General features: G+C 29.3%; 9 protein-coding genes. 6 read left to right on the top strand and 3 right to left on the bottom strand.

Features of this window, described 5'->3' with window-relative positions; translation table 11 throughout:
• Positions 1-16 precede the first annotated feature (16 nt).
• The 4 genes from kbl to IFB02_RS06030 all read left to right on the top strand — a co-directional run bounded on the left by kbl (position 17) and on the right by IFB02_RS06030 (position 6,422).
• Positions 17-1,210 carry a glycine C-acetyltransferase gene (gene kbl / locus IFB02_RS06045; RefSeq protein ID WP_191073121.1) on the top strand — a complete coding sequence of 398 codons (1,194 nt, stop codon included), beginning with the start codon at positions 17-19 and terminating at the stop codon, positions 1,208-1,210.
• A 125-nt stretch (positions 1,211-1,335) separates the two neighbouring features.
• A complete protein-coding gene (locus IFB02_RS06040; RefSeq protein ID WP_106688157.1) occupies positions 1,336-2,766 on the top strand; it encodes an OmpA family protein in 1,431 nt (476 codons plus the stop codon).
• A gap of 70 nt (positions 2,767-2,836) precedes the next feature.
• Positions 2,837-5,590, top strand: a complete 2,754-nt coding sequence (locus IFB02_RS06035) for a PD-(D/E)XK nuclease family protein (protein WP_106688156.1) — start codon at positions 2,837-2,839, stop codon at positions 5,588-5,590.
• Complete coding sequence (locus tag IFB02_RS06030; RefSeq protein ID WP_106688155.1) at positions 5,580-6,422, top strand: alpha/beta hydrolase family protein; 843 nt, start codon at positions 5,580-5,582, stop codon at positions 6,420-6,422. The genes IFB02_RS06035 and IFB02_RS06030 overlap by 11 nt, the downstream gene beginning before the upstream one ends.
• Here IFB02_RS06030 and IFB02_RS06025 read toward each other — a convergent pair.
• Both IFB02_RS06025 and IFB02_RS06020 read right to left on the bottom strand, forming a co-directional pair.
• Entirely contained in the window at positions 6,419-8,779 is a 2,361-nt protein-coding gene (locus IFB02_RS06025; RefSeq protein WP_106688154.1) for a hybrid sensor histidine kinase/response regulator, read from the bottom strand. The two genes, IFB02_RS06030 and IFB02_RS06025, sit on opposite strands and share 4 nt — an antisense overlap.
• A gap of 178 nt (positions 8,780-8,957) precedes the next feature.
• On the bottom strand, positions 8,958-9,755 hold the full coding sequence (locus IFB02_RS06020; RefSeq protein WP_106688153.1) for a universal stress protein: 798 nt from the start codon (positions 9,753-9,755) through the stop codon (positions 8,958-8,960).
• A gap of 98 nt (positions 9,756-9,853) precedes the next feature.
• Between IFB02_RS06020 and IFB02_RS06015 the strand changes: the two genes are divergently transcribed.
• A complete protein-coding gene (locus IFB02_RS06015) occupies positions 9,854-11,188 on the top strand; it encodes an MATE family efflux transporter (RefSeq protein WP_106688152.1) in 1,335 nt (444 codons plus the stop codon).
• 101 nt (positions 11,189-11,289) lie between these two features.
• Here the strand turns inward: IFB02_RS06015 and IFB02_RS06010 are convergent, their stop codons facing one another.
• On the bottom strand, positions 11,290-11,931 hold the full coding sequence (locus tag IFB02_RS06010; protein ID WP_106688151.1) for a 2OG-Fe(II) oxygenase: 642 nt from the start codon (positions 11,929-11,931) through the stop codon (positions 11,290-11,292).
• Positions 11,932-12,021: 90 nt separating this feature from the next.
• On the opposite strand from IFB02_RS06010, the gene IFB02_RS06005 reads away from it, so the two are divergent.
• Positions 12,022-12,474: a 6-pyruvoyl trahydropterin synthase family protein gene (locus IFB02_RS06005; RefSeq protein ID WP_106680905.1), complete on the top strand. Its 453-nt coding sequence runs from the start codon at positions 12,022-12,024 to the stop codon at positions 12,472-12,474.
• The last annotated feature ends 6 nt before the right edge of the window (positions 12,475-12,480 follow it).

Here is a 12,480-nt window from a genome sequence, read left to right as displayed (position 1 = left end):
AAACTAAAATTCTCGTATGTACAATAAAATAAAAGATTTCTTACAAGCTGAAATAAAAGAAATAAAAGACAATGGATTATTTAAAGAAGAACGAATAATTACTTCTGCTCAAGGTGCCGAAATAACACTTAATACTGGCGAAACCGTTTTAAATTTTTGCGCTAATAACTATTTAGGATTATCATCACATCCTGAAGTTATACAAGCCGCAAAAGATACAATGGACACACATGGATTTGGTATGTCTTCTGTAAGATTTATTTGTGGTACTCAAGATATACACAAAACATTAGAAGCTAAGGTAGCAGAATTTTATGGTACAGAAGATACCATTTTATATGCAGCAGCTTTTGATGCAAATGGTGGTGTTTTCGAGCCATTATTAGGTAAAGAAGATGCTATAATTTCAGACTCACTTAATCATGCATCCATAATAGATGGTGTAAGACTATGTAAAGCAGCAAGATATCGTTACCAAAACAACGATATGGAAGATTTAGAAAAACAACTAATTGCTGCCAATCAAGCTGGTGCAAGATTTAAAATTATTGTAACAGATGGTGTTTTCTCTATGGATGGATTAGTCGCTCCATTAGATAAAATTTGTGATTTAGCAGATAAATATGATGCATTAGTAATGATTGACGAGTGTCATGCTGCTGGTTTTATAGGTAAAACTGGAAGAGGTACCTTAGAAGAAAAGAATGTAATGGGACGAGTAGACATCATTACAGGAACACTAGGTAAAGCACTTGGTGGCGCAATGGGCGGATACACAACTGGTAAAAAAGAAATAATAGAAGTATTACGTCAAAGATCAAGACCTTATTTATTCTCAAATTCTTTAGCACCAGCTATAGTAGGTGCATCTATAAAAGTATTTGACTTATTAGCAAATGACAATAGTTTAAGAGATACATTAGAAGAGAACACAAACTTTTTTAAATCTGGACTAAAAAATGCTGGATTTGATATAGTAGACGGAGATTCAGCAATTGTACCTGTAATGTTATATGATGCAAAATTATCTCAACAAATGGCTAACATGTTGTTAGAAGAAGGTATATACGTTATAGGATTTTTCTATCCTGTAGTACCTAAAGATAAAGCAAGAATAAGAGTACAGCTATCAGCTGCACACACAAAAGCACATTTACAAAAAGCAATAGATGCATTTATAAAAGTTGGAAAAAAATTAGAAATCATTTGATATACAGCTATATTTTAACTCGCTTAACATCAAATAATCAATATTTTTATATATTTGTCTTTGTTAATAATTATTAACAACTTAAATTTGCCTCTAATTAACACTTAAAAATTAAATTTTTGAATATGAAAAATCTTAGCAGATTAATGTTCACAATGTTACTTGTTGCTACTATGGGTAACGTTATGGCACAAGACCAAAACAATCCTTGGGCTATCAACTTCGGTGTAAACGCAGTTGACGTATTCCCTGTAGGAGAAGACACTCCACAAGGTGGATACTTTGACGAGTATTTTAACGTTGGAGATCACTGGAGTATTTTACCATCTTTATCAACTATCTCTGTATCTAAGTATATTGGAGATAACTTTACTGTTCAAGTTGGTGGATCTGTTAACCAAATTAAAAAATGGGGACAGGATAATAACAACCCAAGCTTAGAAGTTGATGATTTAGCATACTACGCAGTAGATGGTAACGTTAGATATCATTTTGCTAGTTTATTAAATTCTTCAAAAATTGATCCTGCTATCGGTATTGGTGGTGGTTACACTTGGATCGAAGAAGGACCTTACAACTTATTTTCTACAAATGCTGGATCAGATAACTTAGTTGGTGCTGGTACTTTAAATGCATCTTTAGGATTAACTTACTGGTTCTCAGAAAATATTGGTTTATTCGTAGAGTCTAAATACAAGCACTCTTTCGAAGATTACTTAACTAAGCATTTCCAACACTCTGCTGGTATCTCTGTAAAATTCGGAGGAACTGACACTGATGGTGACGGAATTTATGACAAAGACGATGCTTGTCCTGAAGTATTTGGATTAGAAGCGTTTAACGGATGTCCTGATACTGATGGTGACGGAATAGAAGATGCTAAAGATACTTGTCCAAACGAAGCTGGTTTAGCTGAGTTTAACGGATGTCCTGATACTGACGGTGATGGTGTTGCAGATAACAACGATAACTGTCCTGAAGTTGCTGGTTTAAAATCTTTAGCTGGTTGTCCAGATGCTGATGGTGATGGAATTACTGATGCTGATGATAACTGTCCTAACGAAGCTGGTCCTGCTGCAAACAATGGATGTCCTTGGCCAGATACTGATGGTGACGGAGTAACAGATAACGTAGACAAATGTCCTAACGAAGCTGGTACAGTTGCTAACAATGGTTGTCCAGAAATAGTTGAGCCAACTCAACAAGTAATGGATCAATTAAACAGCTATGCTAAAACTATCTTATTCGATACTGGTAAATCTAGCTTCAAAAAAGAATCTTTCTCTGTATTACAGTCTATAACTGCAATCTTAAAAGAATATCCAAAAGCTAACTTTACTATCGAAGGTCACACAGATAGCCAAGGTAGTAAAACTTTAAACCAAAAGTTATCAGACTCTAGAGCAAACGCTGTTATGGCTTACTTAATCCAAAACGGAATTGATGGAGATAGATTAAGCGCTTATGGATTTGGTGAAGATTACCCAATCGATACTAACGCTACTGCTGCTGGAAGAAGAAACAACAGACGTGTAGAAGTAAAACTTAAGAAATAAGTTTTAACACATATCTATAAATATTTAGAAAAACGCTTCGGTTAACCGAAGCGTTTTTTATTTTTATAGTATGACAAGTTTTATCTATCAAGTATTAAATGACCTAAAAAGTAAGGGCTTTAATTTAAGTGACGTTTCTTTTGTTTTACCAAGCAGAAGAGCTGGTGTATTTCTAAAAAAAGAACTTAGTACGCTAGTACAAAAAAACATATTTTCTCCAGAAATTATAAGTATAGAAAGTTTTGTAGAAGAATTAGCAGATTTAAAAAGTATCTCTAATACAGAACTGTTATTTGAATTTTACACAGTCTACACCAAAATAACTCCTCTAACTGAGCAAGAACCTTTTGAAAGTTTTACTAAATGGGCTCAGCTTATAATTCAAGATTTTAATGAGATTGATAGGTACTTAATTCCGCAAAAAAACATTTTTGAATATTTATCTGCTATAAAAGACTTAGATCACTGGTCTTTAGAAGCAAATCAAACACCATTAATAAGTAACTATCTAAAATTTTGGAATAAACTATATGTTTATTATCAAAAGTTTACCTCACATTTAAAACTTAAAAACAGTGGTTATCAAGGTTTAATTTACAGAGAAGCTGTGAATAATCTTGAAAATTATATTCAAAATACTAAGAAAACACATGTCTTTTTAGGCTTTAATGCTTTAAACACTTGTGAAGAAACTATAATACAAGAATTACTTCAAAACGAATTAGGGTATACATATTGGGATATTGACAAATCTTTTGTAGATAGAAAATACCACGATGCTGGTTTATTTATCAGACAACATTTAAAGACTTGGAAATACTTTAAAAACAATAAATTAAACTGGTTAGAAAATCTATACGAAACAAAAAAAAATATTACGGTTTTTGGTGTTCCTAAAAATGTAGGACAAGCAAAAACTGTAGGCACTATTTTAAAAGAATTATCTAAAGACCAAATTAAAAATACAGCAGTAATTTTAGGTGACGAAAACCTTTTGCTTCCTGTATTAAACTCTATACCAAAAAAAATAGAAGCAATAAATATTACAATGGGATTTCCATTAAAATCAATCCCGTTAGCTTCTTTATTTGAACAATTATTTTCACTACAAATTAATAATCAGTCAAAATATTACTATAAAGATATTATTGCAATTATTAATCATCAATACACCGCTTTATTATTTGACCCTTCAAACGTAAAAAAAATAACAAATACCATAAACACTAACAACCTAATTTATCTTACTAAAGAAGAGTTAATAGAAACTATAGAGAATGATAAAAATATAATTAGTTTACTATTTACAGATTGGAATAACAATGTAGATAATGCTATCGAGAGCTGTTTTAAGCTAATTAGTGTAATAAAAGATAAATTAGTAGAAGACAGAAAGGCAAATCAATTAGGCCTAGAATATTTATACAGGTTTAACGCTCTATTTAACGAAATCTCAAGCCTAAATCAAAAGTTTAAATCACTAAATAGTATTTCTGGGTTATATAGTGTTTACAAAGAATTATTAAGCTCAGAAACTTTAGATTTTCAGGGAGAACCTTTACAAGGACTTCAAGTAATGGGTATGCTAGAATCACGTGTAATAGATTTTGAAACAGTAATTATAACTAATGTAAACGAAGGTGTTTTACCGTCAGGAAAAAGTAATAATTCATTTATTCCGTTTGATGTAAAAATTGAAAAAAACCTTCCTACCTATAAAGAAAAGGATGCGGTTTATACCTATCATTTTTATCATTTGCTGCAAAGAGCTAAAAACATTTATATTCTGTATAACACAGAAACAGATGCTTTAATAGGCGGAGAAAAAAGTAGATTTATAAACCAATTAGAGTTAGAAGGTATTCATGATATTAATCACAAAATAATAGCTCCTAAGATTAATGTTAAACCAGAAAAATTACTAACTGTACCAAAAACTAAATCTTTAATAGAAGCTATTAAAAATGTAGCATTAAAAGGGTTTTCTCCATCTTCTTTAACCAATTATGTAAGAAATCCTATAGATTTTTACAATCAAAAGATATTAGGTATAAATACTTTAGATGAAGTAGAAGAAAATGTTGCTGCAAACACACTTGGTACTGTTGTACATAATACTCTAGAAGCTTTATACATACCTTTAAAGGGACATATTTTAACCCAAGAACATATTAAAGGTTTATTTCCTAAAATAGATGAATACATAAATAAATTCTTTAAAGAAGAATATAAAGAAGGGCTAATAAATCAAGGTAAAAACTTAATAGTTTATGAGGTTGCAAAACGATACATCACTAACTTCTTAAACTTTGAATTAGAGCAAATAAAAAAAGGAAATAAAATACAAATTATTGATCTAGAGAAAAAAATTGAAAACGTATATATCAATATAGATCAACTGGATTTTCCTATAAAGCTTAACGGTACAGTAGATAGAATAGATGTTTGCAATGGTAAAACCAGGATAATCGATTATAAAACGGGTAAAGTAGAACAAAAAGACGTTACCGTAGTAAATTGGGAAGACCTAACAACAGATTATAAAAAGTATAGTAAATCATTTCAGGTACTCATGTATGCGTACATGTTAAACAAAAAAACAGAACTTAACTTTCCTGTAGAAGCTGGAATTATTTCATTTAAAAATTTAAAAAGCGGATTTATAAAATTTGCTAAAAAAGAAAAATCTGGTACCAATAATAAAGACTTTGATATTACTGAAGACACTTTAACAGAATTTGAAATCGAGCTAAAAAAATTAATCATAGAAATATGTAATCCAGAAATCCCATTTACTGAAAAAGAAATTAAAAATGATTATTAAAAACCAAGTCTTAAATCGAAATAATAATAAACCTATTGTTTGGGATGCATTTTATAATTCCAATGCAATTAAAAAACCTTTAGTCATTTTTTGTCACGGTTACAAAGGGTTTAAAGATTGGGGAACATGGAATTTAATGGCTCAATCGTTTAAAGATGAACATTTATTTTTTGTGAAATTTAACTTTTCTCACAATGGAGGAACAGTAAAACAACCTATAGATTTTCCAGACTTAGATGCTTTTGCCGAAAACAATTATACTAAAGAACTACAAGATTTAGACGATTTAATTACGTACTTAATTAGTAATAAAAACGACTATTTAAATGAAATTGACACTAATAATATTACTGTAATTGGACATTCTCGTGGCGGCGGTATTAGTATAATTAAAGCAAAAGAAGATAGTAGAATCAAAAAACTAATTACTTGGGCAAGTGTTAGTAGTTTTGGTAAAAGAACTTCTACAACTGGTGATTTAGAACAATGGAAAAAAGATGGAGTAAAATATGTGATTAACGGTAGAACAAAGCAAAAAATGCCACATAATTACCAGTTTTACTTGGATTTTAAAGCAAACGAACAGCGTTTAAATATTGAAAATGCTGAGAGAAATATAAAAATACCTCATCTAATTATACATGCAACAGAAGATCCTTCAGTTAGTTTTGACGAAGCTTTAAATTTAAATCAATGGAATAAAAATAGTGTTTTATTAGAAATACCAGATGCTAACCATGTATTTAACAGCAAACATCCTTGGGATAATGCTATAATGCCTTTAGCCTTACAGACTGTAGTTTCCAATTCAATTAAATTTATATTGGACTAAGCAATTTTTAAATTATGCTTAGCGCTTAATAAAAGTATGGCTTTAATTAATTGATTTTTTTCAATTGGTTTAGTTATAAAATCGTTCATACCTAGTTCTAATACTTTGTCCTTAGTATTTGGCATAGCATCGGCAGTTACAGCTATAATAGGTATATTTTTATTAAATGATTTTACTTTACCAGATCTAATATGTACAGTAGCTTCATAACCATCCATAACTGGCATTTGTAAATCCATTAAAATTACATCAAAAGGTTTAAGGTTTAAAATTTCTATTGCTAATTTACCATTATTAACAATGGTATATTCTATACCTTTTTGCGTATCAAGCAACCTTTTAATTACCATTTGGTTAATTAAATTATCCTCTACAACTAAAACTTTAATAGGTGTTTTTCGATCTAATGATAATGTATTATCTAAACTGTTATGTATTGATGTACTTATAATTTTTAATGGTATATCTATGTAAACTTCTGTTCCTGTATTTAGTTGACTTTCAATTTTAATATTTCCTTGGTGTAAATTAACTAGATGTTTTACAATGGTAAGACCTAAACCAATACCTCCAAATTGGCGTTTATGGTTATTTCTCATTTGATTAAAACTATCAAAAACATTTTGCTTTACACTATCTGTCATTCCTACGCCAGTATCTGCTACTTGTATAGAAAATCTACTATAATTATTAGGTTGTGAAGAGCATTTTAATTTAAAAACAACACTTCCTGAAAGTGTAAATTTTACAGCATTACTTAATACGTTATTTATAATTTGAACAAACCTTTCGGAGTCGCCTTCTACTATTTCAGGAATTTCTTCATCGATTTCAAATACGTAATTTAATCCCTTTTTTTCTGCTTCGGCTTGCCAATTATTACTTATTTGTGTGATTAGTGATTTAGGATTAAATTCTTTTATACTTAATCGTAGTTGGTTACTTTCTATTTTTTCAAAATCTAAAATATCGTTAACGTTACTTAATAAGCTTAAAGATGCATTTTTTATAATTTGATATTGATCTGTAGCATTGGTATTTGTATCTATTTCAGTCTGTACAACACCTAAAATTGCATTTATTGGTGTTCTAAGCTCATGACTCATATTAGACATAAAATAGGATTTTAATTCACTAATTTCTTTAGTTCTATTTAAGACTAATTGTTGTGAAGATTCTTTTTCTAATCTTAATTTTCTAATAAGGTTAGTCATAGATAGTGATAAAAATATTACCTCTAATCCAGATCCAAACTTGGCGCTATTTAATGTGTAAAAATTATTTGGTAGTATTCCTAAATTATTCATCACAAACCCTAATAAGCCTATCACCAAGAAAAAAATACCAACAAAGAAAAAGGTATCTATTTTAACGTTTTTCTGCTTTAAAATTACCAATGTGGTTAGAATTAGTAATAAACTAATTAGACCGTTAACATTGCTAATTGGATAAACCCATTCCATTGTTTTTGCAGATAGTAGCGTTAGTAAAAACAAAGCTGCTAACACAAAATAAATACCTTTATAAAATTTATAAATAGATTTAGAAATGTTTTTAATATCTAAAAAATACTCGCAATATTTTAAAAGAAAAAAGTTAGAAAACAATGCTGTAATTAGGACTGCTTTATAATTAAAAAAACCTGCTTCAGGAAATATATATTGAAAAATAAACCCATCTAAAGCACCTTGTAAGAATGCAATAGACAGCACGTAACTACTGTAGTATAAAAATGTTTTTTCGGATAAACTACTATAAAAAAACAAGTATACAATTCCTGCCAAAAATAAAATTCCGTAAAATAACCCTAAAAATAATTGTTGCGAATAGTTTACTTGCCAGAATTGTGCTTCTGTATATAAATTTAAGGGTACATTTATGGTTTCTCCATCACTACTTAAATGCAAATAAAAAGAAGAAATAACATTGGGTTGTAACTCAAATTTAAAAACAGTATTACGATGCTGTACTTGTCTTTGATTAAAAGGGATTTGATCACCACTTTTTAATAGTAAAGTTTCACTATCTGTAAGCTTGTACAAATTAGCTTCATTTGTTATAGGTCTTGCAGTTTCTAAGTAATAAACTATTGGATTATTGGTCGTATTTTCTAAATTAAAATTTACCCAATAATTAGACGTAGTAAAACCTAAATTTAAGTTATCTGAAGTTAAAGGTTTAAATCTAGAGGTATCAATAGCCTTTACTTCTTCTAAGGAAAGTAATTTATCTTCTACATTTATAATTTTTGCAACTTCATATAACTTTTTATTAGTTAACAAAGGATTAAAAACTTCTGTTGTTTGCGCCCAAATAACATTACAAAATAACAGTAACCATAAAGTGGTTTTATGCATATAACACTAATTTGTTAATACTTACGGTCTTTTAACTGTAAGAGTTTTTAAATAGAATGAAAAAACGACAAACTGTTAAATATAATAGTTGTAGTTTACAAATAATCGATAAAAAGTAAAGGTTGAAACGTTTTAAATTTCAACCTTTTAAGAATACTATAATTTATTTTATTGGCGCTTATTTTAATCCGCTTAAGACTAAAACTGGTAATGTAGACGCATGAAAATCTTTTTTTAAGATTGAATTTTTCTCCCATAATTTTGTAAAGAAACCTCGCTTACGTCTTACCACACATAACATATCTGGATTATTATCTTTATAATTTTCTAATACACCTTGAAATGTAGTTGCGTTTTCTGAAGTACTTGTACTATCTACCAATAGCTTTAATTCTTCAGCTACATCAAAATCACCTTCATTATAAAATGGTGTTTTTACCAACAATAAATTTAATGCAGATTTGTACTGCGTTTTTATAGCTTTTAATGGATCTAATACACCTTCTTTTTTAATAGTTGCAGATTTTAATGCCATTAAAATAGAGTTAATAGGCTTGTATTTAAAACCTTCAGGAATTATTAAAGCAGGTATATTGGTTTGCTTAATAATTTTTCCTGATGTTTTACCTAGATAAACTTCATCTTTAATAGAGTTGGTTCTTGGCTCTAATAAGATTAAATCTACATCTAAAGTCTTACAAACCAATTCTAAAGTATTTATTAATTTACCCTTAAATGTTTTTACAATCACTTCTACATCTTTTGTATCTACAGTAGAAATATGTCTATTAAGAAAATCTAAACTTTCTCTTTCTAAAATATGATCTACTTTAATCATAGTACCAGATTTTGTATAAACATTATAAATTTGAACGACGTATAATTTTGCTCCAAAAGCTTGAGCAAAATCTACCGCATATTGTAAATGACTTTGTGCATTTTTAGATGATCCAACAGGAACTAAAATTGATTTCATAGGATAAAATTTAGATTACAAAAGTACAGTAATTTTTATTTGAGCGATATTTAATTAAAGATTTTCCGACATTTGTAGCCTTAATCAAAGCTAAAAGTTTGACTACAGATATAAGTTTAAATAAAATAAATAAACTTGCAATTCCTGCATTAATTGCTGGCATATCAGAACCTATTTTATCGCTTACAGACGCTGCTGTAATAGGAAATGTAAATCTAAACCCAACCGAATCTTTAGCTGCTATTGGTATTGTTACTACGTTTATATCTATGCTTATTTGGGTTTTAGGGCAAACACGTAGTGCTATATCATCAATCATTTCTCAACATCTTGGTGCAAATACTTTGGATAAAGTTAGACAACTTCCTGCGCAAGCTATTTTTTTAATTACTGCTTTAAGCATTTTTATTATTGTAATAACCTATCCTTTTGCTTCTAATATTTTTAAACTTTATAATGCTGAAAATATAATCCTAGATTACAGTGTAGAATATTATAGGATACGTGTTATAGGTTTTCCGTTTACGCTTTTTGTTATTGCAGTATTTGGTACATTTAGAGGTTTACAAAACACGTTTTATCCAATGGTTATTGCCATAATTGGCGCTGCTTTAAATGTAATTTTAGACTTTTTATTAGTGTATGGTATAGATGGTGTTTTTGAAGGTTTACATATTAAAGGTGCTGCTTATGCAAGTGTAATAGCGCAACTAATAATGGCTGTAATTGCAGGATTTTTGTTACTAACAAAAACTAGTATACCGCTAAGGTTTACTTTACCTTTTAATCCGCAGATTAAAAATTTTACACTTATGATTTTAAACCTGTTTGTGCGCACATTAGCCTTAAACATCACACTTTATTTTGCTACAAAATACGCAACAGGTTATGGTAAAAATTACATTGCAGCTTACACCATTGCTATTAATTTATGGTTTTTAGGCGCTTTTATAATAGATGGTTATGCTAGCGCAGGAAACATTTTATCTGGTAAATTATTAGGCGAAAAAAATTACAATACACTTATTAACCTAAGTAATAAGCTAATAAAATATGGCATTTTATTAGGTGTATTCGTAGCAATTATTGCTAGTTTATTTTACTATCAAATAGGTACAATTTTTACTAAAGAACAAGCTGTTTTAGAAAAGTTTTATAGTGTATTTTGGATTGTTTTAGCCATGCAACCATTATGCGCGTTAGCTTTTATTTTTGATGGTATGTATAAAGGTCTTGGTAAAATGAAGGTTTTAAGAAACGTCTTATTATTATCTACTTTCTTAGTGTTTATTCCTATACTTTGGATTACAGACCATTACAATTTAAAACTTCATGGTATTTTTATAGCCTTTACCTTATGGATTATTGCACGCGGTATACCATTAATCATAATTTTTAGAAAACAATTTTTACCGCTAACACAAAACAACTAACTTTACTAAAAATAAAACTTACAATTAATTATGAATAGAATATTCTTACTACTAGCTATCGTACTTATTATCGTATATTTTTACAACAAACGTAGACGTTACTAACGCGTTTTAAGCCAACCTGTAATACTTAAACGTTTTGTGTTTACAGGCTTAACTTCGTGCTCTATAATTTGGCTTTCAAAAATAACTACTCGTCCTGGTAAAGGGTAAATTATTTTATCATTTTCAGGATTGTTTTCATCTAGATATAACACCAATTCGCCACCATTTTCTGGTTGCCAATCTTCGTGATTTAGATAGCAGACAAAAGATAACTTACGCCTATCGTCGTTTTTAAATGTATCTAAATGACGCTTGTAAAACGTACCTTTTGGATAAATAGCATAATGAAATTCTTTATGCAAAATACCCATAAAACAAGTCTTATTTAAATAATTAACCAAGTGATTAATCTTATTAAAAAATAAGCTTTCAGAAGGATTAGCTCTTGCTTCGTCCATCCATAAAATTACATCGCCTCTAATAGATTTAGCAATTACCTCATCAAACTTATTTCCAATAGCAGCTTTTTTAAACGCATCTTCTTGGTATTTTTCTAATAAAGATGTTCTTAAAATATCTACTTCAGTGTCATCAAAAAAATGGTCAATTACACAATATTTTTGATGTGCAATATCGCCTATAATCCTTTCATATAAAGGAACTTCGACAAAATCGATAGCTTCAAAAAGCTGACTCATTAGCCAATTATTTTAAAAAAAGTGCGCAAATGTAAACTAAAAACTAATTGGTTTTACAAAATCAATATCTTTGTAGCATAAAATTAATGTATGTCAAACATCAGAATAACAAAACAATTCTCTTTTGAAACTGGTCATGCGCTTTATGGCTACGACGGTAAATGTAAAAATGTTCATGGTCACAGCTACAAACTAGACGTAACCGTGATAGGACAACCTATTACAGATACTAAAAATGTAAAGTTTGGTATGGTCATAGATTTTGGTGACCTTAAAAAAATTGTAAAAGAAGAAATTGTAGACGTTTTTGACCATGCGACTGTATTCAATAAAAATACGCCTCATGTAGAATTAGCAAAAGAACTTCAAGATCGAGGTCATGATGTTTTACTGGTAGATTATCAACCAACAAGTGAAATGATGGTTATAGATTTTGCTAAAAAAATTAAAGACAGACTACCAAATACTATTAAATTACATTCTTTAAAACTTTCTGAAACTGCAACCAGTTACGCACAATGGTATGCAAGTGATAATGAATAAGCCTAT

Origin of the sequence: Mesoflavibacter profundi (assembly GCF_014764305.1) — a bacterium.
GTDB lineage: Bacteria > Bacteroidota > Bacteroidia > Flavobacteriales > Flavobacteriaceae > Mesoflavibacter > Mesoflavibacter profundi.
The sequence above is the reverse complement of the archived record's forward strand: the minus strand, read 5'-3'. Positions and strand labels throughout refer to the sequence as shown.

Bases quoted from the DNA above. Each gene is read 5' to 3' on its own strand.
- kbl (WP_191073121.1), top strand. From the start codon at position 17: ATGTACAATAAAATAAAAGATTTCTTACAAGCTGAAATAAAAGAAATA.
- IFB02_RS06040 (WP_106688157.1), top strand. From the start codon at position 1,336: ATGAAAAATCTTAGCAGATTAATGTTCACAATGTTACTTGTTGCTACT.
- IFB02_RS06035 (WP_106688156.1), top strand. From the start codon at position 2,837: ATGACAAGTTTTATCTATCAAGTATTAAATGACCTAAAAAGTAAGGGC.
- IFB02_RS06030 (WP_106688155.1), top strand. From the start codon at position 5,580: ATGATTATTAAAAACCAAGTCTTAAATCGAAATAATAATAAACCTATT.
- IFB02_RS06025 (WP_106688154.1), bottom strand. From the start codon at position 8,779: ATGCATAAAACCACTTTATGGTTACTGTTATTTTGTAATGTTATTTGG.
- IFB02_RS06020 (WP_106688153.1), bottom strand. From the start codon at position 9,755: ATGAAATCAATTTTAGTTCCTGTTGGATCATCTAAAAATGCACAAAGT.
- IFB02_RS06010 (WP_106688151.1), bottom strand. From the start codon at position 11,931: ATGAGTCAGCTTTTTGAAGCTATCGATTTTGTCGAAGTTCCTTTATAT.
- IFB02_RS06005 (WP_106680905.1), top strand. From the start codon at position 12,022: ATGTCAAACATCAGAATAACAAAACAATTCTCTTTTGAAACTGGTCAT.